This is a genomic window from Billgrantia antri (assembly GCF_019430905.1).
GTDB classification, from domain to species: Bacteria; Pseudomonadota; Gammaproteobacteria; order Pseudomonadales; family Halomonadaceae; genus Halomonas; species Halomonas antri.
On the sequence record NZ_JAHYCA010000001.1, the window covers coordinates 113,064 to 128,909 of the forward strand.

Consider the following 15,846-nt stretch of genomic DNA (forward strand, 5'->3'; position numbering starts at 1 on the left):
TTTGTTGCAAGCGTACGTCAGCGTGCCACCGCCGTGTCATGCGCGCGCTTGGCCAGCCGGCGGCTGGCCAAGCCAAGGCACGACCGCATCAGCGGTGTCAGCAGCCACAGCAGCGGGGCGAGCAACCAGCGATGGGCAAGACGGGCGGCGACAAACACCGGCAACAGCACGATCAGCCATAGCAAAAACTGGCCCAACCAGGTAGGCCAGCCGAGCCGCTCAGCGAGCGTGGCACCGAGCGCACTGATCAGGCTAGGGTGGCGAACCAGCACATAAGCCGTGCCAGCCACCGCGGCCACCTTGGCCATGCGCGGCAGCGCGGCGAAGCGTCCGCCGCCGGCGACGACTTGCCGCATTCCTGACCGAGCACCCTGTGCCTCGAGACCACCCACCCGTGCACCACGCGCCACCCGCCCGGCCTTGAGTACCTTGACGGTACTGGCCATCACCAGCAGATCGAGACCCGCCCAGCCCAGATCGCTAGCACCGATTGCTTCACCGCGGCGCCACTGGCCCTCCAGGTCGCGCAGACCGCGAGTGAAGAAATCCCCCAATCCCGCCACTACGCGCTCGCCCTGCAGCCACTCCACGCGCCCCTCGTCGCCGACCACGAACTGGTTGAGCAACCCGTGCCCATGCGTCTCCAGTAGCGCAATGCCCATCTGGCCGCGTCGATGAGGTGTCAACGCCACCGTTTCAGGTTCGGCGCCCGCCTCGTCGCCCCACCAACCACTGGCTTGCCGATAGCGCTCGCCGAGCCAGTGCCGTGCTCGCAGAGTGGCAACATCATGATCGCGGAAGTAGCTCACCGGCAGTACCGCATCTGCACCGTAGCGCACCAGTACCTTCTGGAATGCCGGCGACGAGCCATAATCGAGCAACGTCCTCCGCGCAATGTCGCCGTGACGCATCATCGCCAGGGAAGCGCTCATCCACAGTGCCGGATCCGAGGCGAAGCCGAGGAACAGCGCACTAAGCTCTGGCGGCTCCTCGCGCAGCATCGGTGCCAGGTCGGGCAGCGTGCGTTGCACCTCCATGCGCACTAGCCTGGCCTCGTATGGCTCGTGAGACGCCGCCGTGGTTACGATGCCTGCAACCACCACGGCGACCAGCACCATGACTCGCCAGGGCCGCATCATCGTCCCTCCCCGCACCACTAGCGTGCTTATCCCAAACTTTCGGCAGTCACATTGGCCGCCACCGGCTGGGTGGAGACGTGGCGGTTGATGGCGCTCATCACCGCCTTCATCGAGGCACTGGTGATGCTCTCGTCGGTGCCTACACCAAACACTGCCTTGCCGTCGATGCGTACCTCCACGTAGGCGATCGCCTCGGCGTCGGCGCCCTGGCCGCGGGAGTGCTCGTGGTAGTCGATGATCTCGACGTCATGGCCGGCCGCCGCCAGGGCCTTGATGAATGCCGCCAGCGGGCCGTTGCCTTCGCCGCCGATGCTGCGACGCTCGCCGCGCTCCTCTATAGTCGCATCGAGCTTCACCCTGGGGCTGTCAGGCTCGGAGGAGAGGCGATGATTGACCATGGCGTAGGGTGCGGTACGGGTCAGGTACTCGTCGGCAAAGGCCTGGTAGATCATCTGCGAGGTGATCTCCTTGCCGGTGCGGTCGGCCACCTCCTGCACCACCTGGCTGAACTCGATGGAGAGCCGGCGCGGCAGCTCGATGCCGTGCTCCTGCTCGAGCAGGTAGGAGACCCCGCCCTTGCCCGACTGGCTGTTGACGCGAATCACCGCCTCGTAGCTGCGCCCCACGTCCAGAGGATCGATGGGCAGGTAGGGCACCTCCCACATGGCATCCGGATTGGCGCGACGCTCGGTCATGCCCTTCTTGATCGCATCCTGGTGCGAGCCGGAGAAGGCAGTGAAGACCAGATCGCCGACGTAGGGATGACGCGGGTGTACCGGCAGCTGGTTGCAGTACTCCACCTCACGCATGATCGGCGTGATGTTGGAGAAGTCGAGCCCCGGGTGCACGCCCTGGGTGTAGAGGTTCATGGCCAGGGTGACGATGTCGACGTTGCCGGTACGCTCGCCGTTACCAAACAGGGTACCCTCGACGCGGTCGGCGCCGGCCATCACGGTGAGCTCGGCTGCCGCCACGCCAGTGCCACGGTCGTTGTGGGGATGCACGCTGACGACCAGGTGGTCACGGTTCTTGACGTTGCGACAGAACCACTCGACCTGGTCGGCGTAGTTGTTGGGCGTGGCCGCCTCCACCGTTGCCGGCAGGTTGACGATCATCGGCTTCTCGGCTGTCGCCCCGTAGGCTTCCATCACCGCCTCGACCACCTCCTTGGCAAAGTCCATCTCGGTGGTGGTGAAGAGTTCCGGCGAGTACTGGAAGGTCCAGTTGGTTTCCGGCGCCGCCGCCATCAGCTCGCGAATCTGGCTGGTGGCGTCCACGGCGATGCCGATGCACTCCTCCTTGCTGACGTTGAACACCACGCGACGGAACACCGGGTCGGTGGCGTTGTAGACGTGCACGATGGCGTTCTTGGCCCCCTTCAGCGCCTCGAAGGTACGCTCGATGAGGTGCGGACGCGCCTGGGTCAGTACCTGGATGGTGACGTCATCGGGCACCTTGTTCTGCTCGATCAGCGCACGCACGAAATCGAAGTCGGTCTGAGACGCCGAGGGGAAGCCGACCTCGATCTCCTTGAAGCCGATCTTCACCAGCAAGTCGAAGAAGCGCTGCTTGCGCTCCTGGTCCATGGGGTCGATCAGCGCCTGGTTGCCGTCGCGCAGGTCAACGCTGCACCACAGCGGCGGCGACTCGATTCGGCGATTTGGCCACTGGCGGTCGGGCAGGTCGACGGCGACGAAGGGGCGGTACTTGGCGGCGGGGTTGTCGAGCATCATGGCGGTGGTCTCCCTGGGCTGGCGGCTCTGGTTCGGCAGGCGGCGTTCAGAAACGACGACGCCCCGGCTGCAAGGAGCATACCGGGGCGTCGAGGCTATGGACGATACGATCTTCGCGACCGATGACGGTCACGGCGAAACGGTGTACGTAGCGTGAAGAAATTCGGTTGGTTGACATTTTGGCACCTCGACTGACCCTGGACAAAAACGCGATGCACATCGCATCGCCCGACGCTCAAAGGCCGGCTAGTAGTCGTAGGTTCAGGCTGAGGTAGCAAAATGTCGTGTTCATGCCCTCTAGAAAATCAGCATGGCCGACGCTTGTCAAGGCTCACCGCCGTTTTCCGCCTGGGCATCAGCCCGTCGCCACCATTCCAGCAGGCCCGCAGGCACCGCATCTTCGGCCACCGTCACGCGCCACAGCGTCGCGCCGTCGGCATCCTCCACGCGCAGGCTGAAGCGACGCTGATCGGCGCCGGGTGCCTCCCCCTGCCCTGCCCCGGCCTCCGCGCAAGAGAGCAAGCGCCACAGCTCGTCGCGCTGGGCCTGGCTGTAGCGGGCACAGTCGATGCAGCGCGGACGCGCCAGGCCGGGAAAGTGTGCCACTCCCCCTTCACGTCGCAGCCGAACCACACTGGCCGGGGTCAGGGGAGGCGGGTGGCTCACGACAGCACCCCGACGCCTTGCCATCCTTGGCGCACCGCCTCGACTTCCACGCTTGCCGCACCGAAGCGCCACTCGGCATTGGCGAGCGTCAGGCCGGCAAAGGCGACGAAGTCGCTGTCCTGGAGGAGACGGGGATCGACCAGGGTGTCGTACCAGATCCGGCCGGCCCGCTCCCAGGCATGGCCACCCAGTGCCATGGCCACAAGGTGAAAGGCCCGGTTGGGAATGCCCGAGTTGATGTGCACCCCGCCGTTGTCCGCCTCGGTGACCACAAAGGCCTCCATGTGGCCGGGCTGCGGGTCGCGCCCCAGCAGCGGGTCGTCGTAGGCGCTACCCGGCTTTGCCATGGAGCGCAGCGCCCGGCCGTCAATCTGCTCAGTGAACAACCCTTCGCCGATCAGCCAGTCCGCCTCGTCGACGCGCTGTCCCAGTTCAAGCTGCTTGGCCAGGCTGCCGAACACGTCGCACAGCGACTCGTTCAGCGCGCCTGATTGCCCTACGTAAGCCAGCGCGGCTTCATGCTGAATGACTCCATGGCTCAATTCATGGGCAATGATATCCAGCGCGACGGTGAAGCGGTTGAACAGTTCGCCGTCGCCATCGCCGAACACCATCTGGCGGCCGTCCCAGAAGGCGTTCTCGTAGTCCTGGCCATAGTGCACCGTGGCCAGTAGTGCCATGCCGTCCCCGTCGATGGAATGGCGCTCAAAGGCCTCCCAGAAGAGCCGATAGGTCGCTCCCAGGCCTTGGTAGGCCTCGTCGACGGCCGGGTCGCCGCTGTCTACCTGCCCTTCGCGCCTCACCAGCCTGCCGGGCAGAACCTGCTGCTGCTCGGCGGAATAGACGTAGCGGGCCGGCTCGCCGCGTCGGGCACTGCCCGACGGCAGGGCCACGGCACCTGCACGAGCTCGAAACCGACCGTCGGCCAACAGGGTGTGCCGAGCACATTCGCTCAGGCGGGACGAGCCAGCGCTGGCGATACGCTCGAGCAGGTAGGGGGGTAGAAAATGTCTGTCACCGGCAGCTGGCAAGTCGGTCATCCGTTTCCTCTCCTTCGCACCATGCGGCTCGCCCATCGAGCCCGGTTGATGAGAGCATAGCGAAAAACCTACCGCTCACGCCGCTCCAGCATCGTCTCCATGCGTGACAACTGGTCGCGCAGTTGGCGCACGTCGTCGCGCAGGCCGTGCAGCTCGGCCGCCTCCCCTTCGCCACTCTCCAACTGGACCTGGATGCTCTCCTTCTGCATCACGTCGAGCACGATGCCGATCATCATGTTGAGAAAGATGAAGGCGTTGAGAAAAATGAAGGTGAGAAAGAAGATCCAGGCGTAGGGGTAGTGCTCCATGGTGGGATAGAGCACCGCCGTAGCCCAACTCTCGAAGGTGGCGACCTGGAACAGCGTCAGCATGGCCAGCGAGATGTTGCCCCACAGGCGCTCGTCGACGCCACTGAACAGGAAGCTGCCGATCGCCGCGTAGATGTAGAAGATGATGAACATCAGCAACGCCACGTAGCCCATCCGCGGGATCGACTTGAACAGCGCCGCGATCAGCATGCGCAGCTCGGGGATCATCGACACCAGGCGCAGCACGCGGAAGATGCGCAACAGCCGCGCCAGCAACACCATCTCGGAATCGTCCATCGGGATCAGGCTGGCGGTGACGATCAGGAAGTCGAAGACGTTCCAGCCGCGCCTGAAGAAATCGCGCAGGCGGCGCTCCGCCGCCATGCGAATCAGGATCTCCACCAGGAAAAATACCGTCACTCCCACGTCGAGCAGCAGCAGCCACTCCTGAAACGGGCTGACCTCCTGCTCGTAGGTCTTGGCGCCAATCAGCAGCGCCGAGAGCACGATGATCGCAATCACCGTGAATTCGAAGATCTTGTTGGCGCGCAGCCGCTCGAAGCGGTCGCGCCAAGTACCGAAGGAAGCGCTCATGGACATTCTCGTAAGCACGCTCTATGGAAGACGACTTCGTTGCCATTCGACGGGCATGCGGCACGCCCCATCGCCATGGCGGAGCGATGGTATCACGAGCGTGAAGCCCGACATGCCCATCACGAACGGCAACACCGGACGTTACGACAGCGAAACCTTTATTCACGCTCCCCGCCTTGTCCAGTCGGTCGCAGCCTGCCTACCTTCAAGTCATCACGTGCATGGGAAAAGGAGTTCGGTACATGAGCGAAGAGAAGCAACCTCCTCAGGAGCAAGCCCATCAGCCCGGCGCCGAGTACAAGATGGATCCGCAACCGGAGTACATCCGCGAGAGCTACCGCGGAGCCGACAAGCTCAAGGACAAGGTGGCGATCATCACCGGCGGCGATAGCGGCATCGGGCGTGCCGTGGCGGTGCACTACGCCCGCGAGGGCGCCGACTGTGTCATCGCACATCTGGAGGAAGATACCGACGCCCGCGACACGCAATCCCTGATCGAAGCGGAAGGACGCCGCTGCGTGGTGCTCAGGGGCGACGTCGGCGAGCCATCATTCTGCCAGGAGATCGTCGCCAGGACGCTCGAGACATTCGGCAAGCTCAACATCGTGGTGCACAACTCGGCCGAACAGTATGACTGGGACGACATCACCGACATCCCCGACGAGCAGATCCAGCGCACCTTCCAGACCAACGTGTTCAGCCATTTCTACCTGACCAAGGCGGCCCTGCCCCATATGCACGAGGGCGACACGATCATCTGCACGTCGTCGATCAACGCCTTCAAGGGCAACCCGAGCCTGATCGACTATACCGCCACCAAGGGTGCGATCCAGGGACTGGTGCGCTCGCTGGCGGTGCCGCTGGCCGAAAAAGGGATTCGAGTCAATGCGGTAGCGCCGGGGCCGGTGTGGACGCCGCTGATCCCGGCCAGTTTTCCGGCCGAGAAGGTCGCCTCCTTCGGCGGCCAGGTGCCGATGAACCGTGCCGGTCAGCCCTCCGAGATGGGGCCGGCCTACGTCTACCTGGCCTGCGAGGAATCTTCCTACATGAGCGGCCAGACGCTGCATCTCAATGGCGGCGTAGTGCTGAATACCTGACGCCAATTGGAAGAGCACCTGAAGCTCACGTTAAAGCGCGACGCCCGCCTCCTGGAGGCGGGCGTCGTCATGTGGTACCAGAACCCTAGCCGTTCAAGTGGTCAGTTCGGCCGGATCGAGAAGCCCGGCGAGTTCCTGGGCATGCAGGGCCGCCTCGCGCCCAAGCGGCGTCAGATAGCCGCCGTCGGCCTGGGTCACCAGGCCCTTTTCATGCAGCCGCCGTGCGGCGGCAACCGCGCTCGCCTCGGCGCTACCGGCATGCACTTTTAGGCCTTCCTGGGTGGTATCGAGATTGTAGAGACAAAGCAGGTTCATCTCTTCCAGCAGTTCGGCGGAGAAATGCGCTTGGGCCATGGCGACCTCCAGTTCGATGGGATCCTTCGAAGGTACGCCACTTGCTTTCGCTGCACCACTACTCGCTGCACCACCACTCTCGATCAACCTGCCAGGCTGTCGTCTTCCAGATCGCCCTCACGATAGCCCATCAGGTAGAGCACGGCATCGATCCCCAGGGTCGAGATCGACTGGCGTGCCTGGCTGCGCACCAGCGGCTTGGCACGGAAGGCGATACCGAGCCCGGCAGCGGCGAGCATCTTGAGGTCGTTGGCGCCGTCGCCCACGGCAATGGTCTGCTCCATGGTCAGCCCCTCACGGGCGGCGATCTCGCGCAGCAGCTCGGCCTTGCGGCTGGCGTCCAGGATCGGCTCGCGAACCTCGCCGGTGACCTGGCCGTTCTCGATCACCAGTTCATTGGCATGAACCTCGTCGAAGCCGAGCTTCTCCTGCAGGTGACGGGCGAAGTAGGTGAAACCGCCGGAAAGGATGGCGGTACGGTAGCCCAGCCGCTTCAGGTGCTTCATCAGCCGCTCGACGCCATCCATCAGCGGCAACTCCTCGGCGATCTCGGCAAGCACCGCTTCGTCGAGGCCCTTGAGCTTGGCCATGCGCTCGCGGAAGCTCTGCTGGAAGTCGAGTTCGCCGCGCATGGCACGTTCGGTGACCGCCGCCACGTCCTCGTAGACACCGTGGCGCCGCGCCAGCTCGTCGATCACCTCGGCCTGGATCAGGGTCGAGTCCATGTCGAAGCAGACCAGGCGACGATGGCGGCGCCAGATCGAGTCCTCCTGGATGGCGATGTCGACCCCGTGCATGGCCCCCAATGCCAGCGCCTTCTCGCGCAGGCTGTCGAGGTCGACTTCCTCGCCACGCAGCCAGCACTCTACGCAGGCACCGAACGCCGGCACGCCACCATCCAGCGGTTCGCGACCGGAGAGGCGGTGGATCAGCTCCACGGTGAGGCCGTGCTCGGCGGTGAGCGCACCGACTTCGGCCAGGATACCGGCGGGTAGATGCGGCGCCAGCAGGGTCAGGATCAATCGCGGCTGGCTGGCATGAGCACTCCAGCGCTGGTAGTCCTCGGCGCTGACCTGGATCGCCTGGACGTCGAGGCCCAGGCTGTCTCCCGCCTCGTGAAGGGCCCCCTCCAGGTCACTGTCGCGGTCGAGCCCGACCAGCGCCTCGAGCGAGACCATGCCGAAAGTCACGCTCTGGTTGATATCGAGCAGCCGTGCGCCGCTGCGCGCCAGAGCCTGGCCCAGGCCGGCCAACTGGCCGGGTCGTGCCGCGCCGGTGGCGCGAATCAGCAGTCGTCGTGTCATTCCCCACTCTCCAGGCGATCCACCTTCTGCAGGCCGCGGGGCAGCTTGCTGCCACGACGGCCACGTTCGCCGCGATAATAGTCCAGATCGGCGTCCTTGAGGGTCAGGTGACGCTTGCCGGCATGAATGATCAGCGCCCCCCCTGCGGGCAACAGGGCAATATCGCGTACCAGTTCCTCGCGCCGGGCGGCACGCGCCCCGGGGATATCGATCATCTTGTTGCCCTTGCCCTTGGCCAGCTCGGGTAGTTGTTCCAGCGGGAACAGTAGCAGACGCCCCTCGTTGGAGACCGCCGCTACCCAGATGTCCTCACCCTCCGGTATCCGCACCGGCGCCATCACCCGGCAACCCTTGGGCACCGAGAGCACCGCCTTGCCCGACTTGTTCTTGCCGATCAGCTCATCGAGCCTGGCCACGAAGCCGTAGCCGCCGTCGCTCGCGAGCAGGTAGCGGGTCTCGGGCGGGGCCAGCATCAACCCGGCCATGTGGGCACCCGCCACCACATTGACTCGGCCGGTAACCGGCTCGCCCTGGCTACGGGCGCTGGGCAGGTTGTGCGCGGCCAGGGTATAGGCGCGGCCGGTGTCGTCGAGCAGCACCAGCGGCTGGTTGGTCTTGCCGCGCCCGGCCAGGGCGAAGCGGTCGCCGGACTTGTAGGAGAGCCCTTCCGGATCGATGTCGTGGCCCTTGGCAGCACGAATCCAGCCCTTCTCGGACAGCACCACCGTTATGGGATCGGCGCCCATCAGCTCGACCTCGGAGAGCGCCTTGGCCTCCTCGCGCTCGACGATAGGCGAACGACGCTCGTCGCCGTGCTCGCGGGCCGCCTCGCGCAGTTCCTCCTCGATCAGGTCGGTGAGCTTGGCCTCGCTGCCGAGCAGCGCCTTGAGGCGCTTGCGCTCGGCTTCAAGCGCATCCTGCTCCCCGCGAATCTTCATTTCTTCGAGCTTGGCCAGGTGGCGCAGGCGCAGCTCGAGGATGGCCTCGGCCTGGCGGTCGGAGAGGCCGAAGGCAGACATCAGCGCGCTCTTGGGCTCGTCCTCCTCGCGGATGATGCGAATCACCTCGTCGATATTGAGGTAGGCGACGAGCAGGCCTTCGAGGATGTGCAAACGGTCCTCGACCTTGCCCAGGCGATGCTCCAGGCGCCGCCTCACCGTCTTGCGGCGGAAGCTGAGCCACTCGCCGAGCAGGTCCGGCAGTGGCATCACCCGCGGGCGGCCGTCGAGGCCGATGACGTTGAGGTTAACGCGAATGTTCTTCTCGAGGTCGGTAGTGGCGAACAGGTGCGCCATCATCGCCTCGATGTCGACGCGGTTGGAGCGCGGCTCGATCACCAGCCGGGTCGGTTCCTCGTGGGTCGACTCGTCGCGCAGGTCGTCCACCATGGGCAGCTTCTTGGCCTGCATCTGGGCGGCGATCTGCTCCAGCACCTTCGATCCGCTGACCTGGTAGGGCAGCGCGGTGACCACCACCTTGCCCTCCTCCATCACGTAGCGCGCGCGCAGCTTCACCGAGCCGCGGCCGCTCTCGTAGAGTTTGCGCAGGTCGTCGCGAGAGGTAATGATCTCGGCCGCGGTGGGGAAGTCCGGCGCCGGCAGGTGTTCAACCAGGTCGGCAGTCGTGGCCTCGGGATGGCGCAGCAGGTGGCAGGTGGCCTCGACCACCTCGTGCACGTTGTGCGGCGGAATGTCGGTGGCCATGCCCACGGCGATGCCGGTGCCGCCATTGAGCAGCACATGGGGTAGGCGCGCCGGCAGCACCACCGGCTCGTTCATGGTGCCGTCGAAGTTGGGTGTCCAGTCGACGGTACCCTGGCCCAGCTCGGCGAGCAGCACCTCGGCAAACTTGGAAAGGCGCGATTCAGTGTAGCGCATCGCCGCGAACGACTTGGGATCGTCGGGGCTGCCCCAGTTGCCCTGGCCGTCCACCAGCGGGTAGCGGTAGCTGAACGGCTGAGCCATCAGCACCATCGCCTCGTAGCAGGCGCTGTCACCGTGGGGATGGAACTTGCCCAGCACGTCGCCGACGGTACGCGCCGACTTCTTGTACTTGGCGCTGGCGTTCAGCGCCAGCTCGCGCATGGCGTAGACGATGCGCCGCTGCACCGGCTTCATGCCGTCGCCGATGTGCGGCAGCGCCCGGTCGAGGATGACGTACATCGAGTAGTCGAGGTACGCCTTCTCGGTGTATTCGCGCAGCGAGAGGCGCTCGACGTCGCCCTCCGCCACCTGGATATCCATGGTCATACGATATGCCCTAGGTCAGGGTTCAATGTCTCTTGTTCCCACCGCGGCTATCCCGGCGCCGCTCGTCTTGGCGCTATACCTCTATGTCTGCGAGGTTGCCATAGTCTTCGAGCCAGCTCTTGCGGTCGGCGGCGCGTTTCTTGGCCAGCAGCATGTCCATCATCTCCATGGTGCCGTCGCCGCCCTCGCGGGTGAGCTGCACCAGGCGGCGGGTTTCCGGTGCCATGGTGGTCTCGCGCAGCTGCAGCGGGCTCATCTCGCCCAGGCCCTTGAAGCGCTGCACGTTGGGTGTGCCGCGCTTGCCCTCGAGGCGGCGCAGGATGGCCGCCTTCTCGCTCTCGTCCAGCGCGTAGTGCACCTCCTTGCCCAGGTCGATGCGATAGAGCGGCGGCATGGCGACGTAGACGTGCCCGGCATCCACCAGCGCCGGGAAGTGGCGCACGAACAGAGCGCACAGCAGCGTGGCGATGTGCAGGCCGTCGGAGTCGGCATCGGCAAGAATGCAGATCTTGTGATAGCGCAGCTGGGTGAGGTCGTCGCTGCCCGGGTCCATGCCCACCGCCACGGCGATGTCGTGGACTTCCTGTGAGCCGTAGATGTCGTGGCTGTCCACCTCCCAGGTGTTGAGAATCTTGCCGCGCAGCGGCAGGATCGCCTGGGTCTCGCGGTTGCGCGCCTGCTTGGCGCTGCCGCCGGCGGAGTCGCCCTCGACCAGGAACAGCTCGCCCTGGGCCGGGTCCTGGCCGGAGCAGTCGGCCAGCTTGCCCGGCAGCGCGGGACCGGCGGTGACTTTCTTGCGCGCTACCTTCTTGGCGCTCTTCTGGCGCCGCTGGGCGGCGCTGATGACCAGCTCGGCCAGCGCCTCGGCCTGGTCGACGTGATGGTTGAGCCACAGCGAGAAGGCATCCTTCACCACGCTGGAGACGAAAGCCGCGACGGTGCGCGACGAGAGCCGCTCCTTGGTCTGGCCGGCGAACTGCGGGTCGAGCATCTTCACCGAGAGCACGTAGGCGACGCGCTCCCACAGGTCTTCGGCGGTGAGCTTGACACCCCGCGGCAGCAGGTTGCGGTATTCGCAGAACTCACGCAGCGCCTCGAGCAGGCCTGAACGCAGCCCGTTGACATGGGTACCGCCCTGGGGCGTGGGAATCAGGTTGACGTAGCTCTCCATCAGCGTCTCGCCGCCTTCGGGGAGCCACTGCACCGCCCAGTCCACGGCCTGCTCGTCATCGGCGAAGTGCCCCACCAGGGGCGAGGCGGGCAGTACCTCGAAGCCGTCGGTGGCCTGGGCCAGGTAGTCGCGCAGGCCGTCCTCGTACTGCCACACGCTCTCGGCACCGTCGGTTTCCACCAGGGTGACCTTGAGTCCCGGACAGAGCACCGCCTTGGCCCGCAGCAGGTGCTTGAGCCGGCCCATGGCCAGCCGGGGGCTGTCGAAGTAGGACTCGTCGGGCCAGAAACGCACCAGGGTACCGGTGGTGCGCTTGGCCACGCTGCCGATCTCGGCGAGCTCCGAGACCTTGTCGCCATGCTCGAAGGCCATGGCGTGACGGGCACCGTCACGTGACACCTCGACTTCCAGGCGCCGCGACAGGGCATTCACCACCGACACCCCGACGCCGTGCAGGCCGCCGGAGAAGCGGTAGCTGGACTGGGAGAACTTGCCGCCGGCGTGGAGCCGGGTAAGGATCAGTTCGATCCCCGAGACGCCGTGCTCCGGATGGATGTCGATGGGCATGCCGCGACCGTCGTCGGCCACCTCGATGCCGCCGTCCTCGAGCAGGCGCACGGTGACCTCTCGGGCATGGCCGGCCAGCGCCTCGTCGACGCTGTTGTCGATGACCTCCTGGGCCAGGTGATTGGGCCGCGAGGTGTCGGTATACATGCCGGGGCGTTTGCGCACCGGATCGAGACCGGAGAGAACTTCGATTGAGCTGGCACTGTACTGTGTCATGCGTGTTCCAAAGCCATTGCGAATTCGATTGCGCTCCCAGCCGGTTTCACGCTTCGTCCCTGAAGCCGGTCCCGTGAGCTCACCGCGACGCTACGGCAGTCACGCGCCCCGGCGCCAGGCGGTATCCGCCGTGAGCCAGCACGGCCGGCAGGTAGTGCTCCAGCATGCCGAAGACATGATCGCCGCCGGGGTGCAGCACGGTCCGGGCACCGCGGTAGAGCGCAAAGGCGTCGGCCGGGTCGAGCGTCTCGTCGGCGGTCCCCAGCAGCAGAAGGTAGCGTTCGGGGGTGACTCGCCGAGGTGCCAACGCGGCCAGCTCCTCACGATGCGCCGGCTCGACGACGAAGCGCTCACCGCTATGTTCGTTGACGAAGGCCTCGCCGATCCATTCTGCCACCAGCCGTGCCGGCCGCACCGCAGGGTTGATCAGCACCGCCGGCAGCCCGTGACGCTCGGCCAGGCAGGTGACCAGAAAGCCCCCCATGGAGCTGCCGACCAGCAGCGGTCTCGGCCCCAGCGACACCAGCAGCGCCGCAGCCATTTCCAGCGCGGCTGCCGGTCGATGCGGCAGCTGAGGCGTCTCACAGGGCAGCGCCAGCTCCGCACAGGCGGCCCGCATCAGCACCGCCTTGGGCGAGCCATAGCCACTGTTGAAACCGTGCAGGTAGAGCAGGCCGCTGGCGGGCGCGGCCGCCAATGGAGCCGTCAGCATACCGAACCTACTGTATACATTGCCAGCCTTTCCACGCGCTTGCCCTTACCCTGCTTCAACGGTCGCTTCCCCCTTCGGCACGCCAGACCGCTTCGAGCAGGGCCCGGGTGGAGGCATCCATCTGCTCGTGTCCGTGCTGATCGGCCAGCATGCGCTCGGTTTCGCCGGCGATCTGCTTGCCCAGCTCCACCCCCCACTGATCGAAAGGGTTGATATCCCAGATGGCAGCCTGAACGAACACCTTGTGCTCGTAGAGCGCGATCAAGGCTCCCAGGGTCGCCGGCGTCAGGCGATCGAGCAGCAGCGTCGTGGAAGGCTGGTTGCCACGGTAGCGTTTGTGCCCCGGTCGCTCGCCCGGTTCGTCGATGGCGTCGTCACCAAGCATCAGCAGACGCGACTGGGCAAAGCAGTTGGCCAGAGTCAGGCGGTGCTGGGCCTTGAGATGATCGCGAGTCGCCGCGTCCTCGACATCGTCGTAGCGCTTGAGCGGGGCAATGAAATCGCACACCACCGGCTGGGTGCCCTGATGCAGCAATTGATAGAAGGCGTGCTGGGCGTTGGGGCCGAGCTGCCCCCACAGCACCGGGCAGGTGGAGTAGCTCACCTGGCGGCCGTCGTGGGTCGCCGACTTGCCGTTGGACTCCATCTCGAGCTGCTCGAGGTAGGCGGCGAAGTGCTCCAGGCGGCCGTCGTAGGGCAGGATCGAGTGGGCGCGAATGTCGAGGAAGTTGACGTTCCAGATCCCCGCCAGCGCCAGCAGCACCGGCAGGTTGTCGCCGAGAGGCGCCTTGGCGAAGTGCTCGTCCATGGCGTGGGCGCCGGCGAGCAGCTCGCGGAAGTTGGCCATGCCGATCACCAGCGCAATGGGCAGGCCAATCGCTCCCCACAGCGAATAGCGACCGCCGACCCACTCCCAGAACAGTAGTTGGTTGGCCTCGGCGATGCCCCACTCGCTCATCTTGTCGGGCTTGGCCGAGACGCCGACGAAGTGCTGGCGCATCACCATCTCCTCGTCGACACCTTGGATGCCGTCCTCAACCAGGCGTGCCATCAGCCAGTCGCGGGCAGTGCGCGCGTTCGACAGGGTATCGATGGTGGTGAACGACTTCGACGAGATCACGAACAGCGTGGTCTCGGGGTTGAAGCGGGTGAGATAGTCGGCGAGCTGAGAGCCGTCCATGGTAGAGGCGAAGTGAACCTCGACATGGTGCGCATCGGCAGGCCGATAGTCGGCCAGCGCATGGGTCACCATCAGCGGGCCGAGATCGGAGCCCCCTACACCGAGATTGACCACGTCGTGAATCGGCCGACCGGTGGCACCTCGCCACTGGCGGGCGTGCAGGCGCGCGACCATGGTGGCCATGCGATCCAGCGTGGCATGCACGCCGGGCACCACGTCCTCGCCGTCGACGACCAGCTCGGCCTCGGGTGGCAGGCGCAGCGCCGTATGCAGCGCCGGACGATCCTCGCTGATGTTGACGTGCTCGCCATTCAGCAGCGCCTGGATGCGCTGTGGCACCTCGACTGCACGCGCCAGGTCGAGCAGGCGCTCAAGCGTGGCGTCGCTCCAGCGCTGCTTCGACAGGTCGAGGGTCAGCCCTGCCGCCTGTCGCATGAAGGCGCCGCCTCGATCCTCATCGACGAACAGCTCGCGCAGGTGGGTAGTGCGCATCTCCTCGGCGTGTTCCATCAGCCGCTGCCAGGCGCCAGTCTGGTCGATCGGAGCGTGGTTCATAGCAATCCTCCTTGACGTTTTGCGGAAGCAACCGCGTCGTTGACGGCCAGCGTGAGACGAGCGAATCCTTCGCTCACAGGCTAGCCTTGTATCCGCCTGTAAATCCATAGGCCTGCAGGATCCGGGTACGATCCCGCACCGGCATGGCGCGTCGACCGTGCAGTCGACCGGCGGCAGGCGTAGAATACCGGCCTGTTCCACGTTACCGGCCTGCTCATGAGTGACGCATCTTATCGCGACGCGATCTTTTCCACACCCCTGGACCGGGTGGCGCGCTTCTCCTTCGACGAACGCGTCGTGGCCTGCTTCCCCGACATGATCCGCCGTTCGGTACCCGGCTACGGCCAGATACTGGGCATGCTGGGGCTGATCGCGGGGCGCCACCTGCGCCACGGCGCCCATGTCTACGACCTGGGCTGCTCGCTGGGTGCCGCCAGCCTGGCCCTGGCCGGCCAGTTGCCGGCGGACGCCTTTCGCCTCACCGCAGTGGACATCTCGCCGGCCATGGTCGCCCGCGCCCGTGAGACCCTCGCCGCCGAGTGCCCCGAACACGCCATCGAGGTCATCGAGGGGGACATTCGTACGCTCGACTACCGACAATCGGGCATGGCGATCCTCAACTTCACCCTGCAGTTCCTGCCGCCCGAGGATCGCGAGGCACTGCTGGCGCGCCTCTACACGGCGCTGGAGCCCGGCGGCGTGCTGGTGCTTTCGGAAAAGGTGGTCGATCCCGACGAACGCGACAACGCCTGGCGGGTGGAGCGCTACCACGACTTCAAGCGCGCCAACGGCTACAGCGAACTCGAGATCAGCCAGAAGCGCACGGCGCTGGAGAATGTGCTGGTGCCGGATACTCTGGAAGCCCACCATGCACGTCTGGCCCGGGCCGGCTTCTCACGCTCGCTGACCTGGTTCCAGTACCTCAACTTCGCCTCGCTGATTGCATTCAAGGAGGCCTGAG

At 65.7% G+C, this 15,846-nt stretch carries 14 protein-coding genes; 2 read left to right on the forward strand and 12 right to left on the reverse strand.

Annotated features, from left to right (window positions below; translation table 11 throughout):
- Positions 1-17 precede the first annotated feature (17 nt).
- The 6 genes from KPL81_RS00510 to KPL81_RS00530 form a co-directional block, all read right to left on the reverse strand.
- The gene (locus KPL81_RS00510) at positions 18-1,139 is read right to left on the reverse strand and encodes a hypothetical protein (protein ID WP_338035578.1); all 1,122 of its coding nucleotides are present in this window, start codon (positions 1,137-1,139) and stop codon (positions 18-20) included.
- Between the two features lie 26 nt (positions 1,140-1,165).
- Positions 1,166-2,872, reverse strand: coding sequence for a 2-isopropylmalate synthase (gene leuA, locus KPL81_RS00515; RefSeq protein ID WP_219790256.1), 1,707 nt, complete (start codon positions 2,870-2,872; stop codon positions 1,166-1,168).
- Positions 2,873-2,918: 46 nt separating this feature from the next.
- Entirely contained in the window at positions 2,919-3,050 is a 132-nt protein-coding gene (locus KPL81_RS20690) for a hypothetical protein (protein WP_276314007.1), read from the reverse strand.
- Between the two features lie 146 nt (positions 3,051-3,196).
- Positions 3,197-3,538, reverse strand: a complete 342-nt coding sequence (locus KPL81_RS00520) for a protealysin inhibitor emfourin (RefSeq protein ID WP_219790257.1) — start codon at positions 3,536-3,538, stop codon at positions 3,197-3,199.
- Positions 3,535-4,578 carry a M4 family metallopeptidase gene (locus KPL81_RS00525; protein ID WP_219790258.1) on the reverse strand — a complete coding sequence of 348 codons (1,044 nt, stop codon included), beginning with the start codon at positions 4,576-4,578 and terminating at the stop codon, positions 3,535-3,537. Before KPL81_RS00525 ends, KPL81_RS00520 begins: the two co-directional genes overlap by 4 nt.
- 68 nt (positions 4,579-4,646) lie before the next feature.
- Positions 4,647-5,480 carry an ion transporter gene (locus tag KPL81_RS00530; protein WP_209473474.1) on the reverse strand — a complete coding sequence of 278 codons (834 nt, stop codon included), beginning with the start codon at positions 5,478-5,480 and terminating at the stop codon, positions 4,647-4,649.
- A gap of 242 nt (positions 5,481-5,722) precedes the next feature.
- On the opposite strand from KPL81_RS00530, the gene KPL81_RS00535 reads away from it, so the two are divergent.
- A complete protein-coding gene (locus KPL81_RS00535; protein WP_219790259.1) occupies positions 5,723-6,577 on the forward strand; it encodes an SDR family oxidoreductase in 855 nt (284 codons plus the stop codon).
- Positions 6,578-6,670: 93 nt separating this feature from the next.
- Here the strand turns inward: KPL81_RS00535 and KPL81_RS00540 are convergent, their stop codons facing one another.
- The 6 genes from KPL81_RS00540 to pgi form a co-directional block, all read right to left on the reverse strand.
- A complete protein-coding gene (locus KPL81_RS00540) occupies positions 6,671-6,931 on the reverse strand; it encodes a TIGR02647 family protein (RefSeq protein WP_209473476.1) in 261 nt (86 codons plus the stop codon).
- Positions 6,932-7,014: 83 nt separating this feature from the next.
- Complete coding sequence (gene serB, locus KPL81_RS00545) at positions 7,015-8,235, reverse strand: phosphoserine phosphatase SerB (RefSeq protein ID WP_209473477.1); 1,221 nt, start codon at positions 8,233-8,235, stop codon at positions 7,015-7,017.
- A complete protein-coding gene (parC, locus tag KPL81_RS00550) occupies positions 8,232-10,484 on the reverse strand; it encodes a DNA topoisomerase IV subunit A (protein ID WP_209473478.1) in 2,253 nt (750 codons plus the stop codon). The genes serB and parC overlap by 4 nt, the downstream gene beginning before the upstream one ends.
- A 73-nt stretch (positions 10,485-10,557) precedes the next feature.
- Complete coding sequence (gene parE, locus KPL81_RS00555) at positions 10,558-12,438, reverse strand: DNA topoisomerase IV subunit B (RefSeq protein ID WP_209473479.1); 1,881 nt, start codon at positions 12,436-12,438, stop codon at positions 10,558-10,560.
- 79 nt (positions 12,439-12,517) lie between these two features.
- Positions 12,518-13,150: a YqiA/YcfP family alpha/beta fold hydrolase gene (locus tag KPL81_RS00560; RefSeq protein ID WP_209473480.1), complete on the reverse strand. Its 633-nt coding sequence runs from the start codon at positions 13,148-13,150 to the stop codon at positions 12,518-12,520.
- Positions 13,151-13,205: 55 nt separating this feature from the next.
- Positions 13,206-14,885, reverse strand: coding sequence for a glucose-6-phosphate isomerase (pgi, locus tag KPL81_RS00565; RefSeq protein WP_219790260.1), 1,680 nt, complete (start codon positions 14,883-14,885; stop codon positions 13,206-13,208).
- A gap of 216 nt (positions 14,886-15,101) precedes the next feature.
- On the opposite strand from pgi, the gene cmoA reads away from it, so the two are divergent.
- Positions 15,102-15,845, forward strand: coding sequence for a carboxy-S-adenosyl-L-methionine synthase CmoA (gene cmoA, locus KPL81_RS00570; RefSeq protein ID WP_209473482.1), 744 nt, complete (start codon positions 15,102-15,104; stop codon positions 15,843-15,845).
- The last annotated feature ends 1 nt before the right edge of the window (position 15,846 follow it).

Excerpts from the sequence above, each read along its gene's own strand:
- KPL81_RS00540 (WP_209473476.1), bottom strand. The coding sequence starts at position 6,931 with ATGGCCCAAGCGCATTTCTCCGCCGAACTGCTGGAAGAGATGAACCTG.
- KPL81_RS00525 (WP_219790258.1), bottom strand. The coding sequence starts at position 4,578 with ATGACCGACTTGCCAGCTGCCGGTGACAGACATTTTCTACCCCCCTAC.
- KPL81_RS00510 (WP_338035578.1), bottom strand. The coding sequence starts at position 1,139 with ATGATGCGGCCCTGGCGAGTCATGGTGCTGGTCGCCGTGGTGGTTGCA.
- KPL81_RS00560 (WP_209473480.1), bottom strand. The coding sequence starts at position 13,150 with ATGCTGACGGCTCCATTGGCGGCCGCGCCCGCCAGCGGCCTGCTCTAC.
- KPL81_RS00530 (WP_209473474.1), bottom strand. The coding sequence starts at position 5,480 with ATGAGCGCTTCCTTCGGTACTTGGCGCGACCGCTTCGAGCGGCTGCGC.
- parE (WP_209473479.1), bottom strand. The coding sequence starts at position 12,438 with ATGACACAGTACAGTGCCAGCTCAATCGAAGTTCTCTCCGGTCTCGAT.
- KPL81_RS20690 (WP_276314007.1), bottom strand. The coding sequence starts at position 3,050 with ATGTCAACCAACCGAATTTCTTCACGCTACGTACACCGTTTCGCCGTG.
- KPL81_RS00535 (WP_219790259.1), top strand. The coding sequence starts at position 5,723 with ATGAGCGAAGAGAAGCAACCTCCTCAGGAGCAAGCCCATCAGCCCGGC.
- pgi (WP_219790260.1), bottom strand. The coding sequence starts at position 14,885 with ATGAACCACGCTCCGATCGACCAGACTGGCGCCTGGCAGCGGCTGATG.
- cmoA (WP_209473482.1), top strand. The coding sequence starts at position 15,102 with ATGAGTGACGCATCTTATCGCGACGCGATCTTTTCCACACCCCTGGAC.
- leuA (WP_219790256.1), bottom strand. The coding sequence starts at position 2,872 with ATGATGCTCGACAACCCCGCCGCCAAGTACCGCCCCTTCGTCGCCGTC.
- parC (WP_209473478.1), bottom strand. The coding sequence starts at position 10,484 with ATGACCATGGATATCCAGGTGGCGGAGGGCGACGTCGAGCGCCTCTCG.
- serB (WP_209473477.1), bottom strand. The coding sequence starts at position 8,235 with ATGACACGACGACTGCTGATTCGCGCCACCGGCGCGGCACGACCCGGC.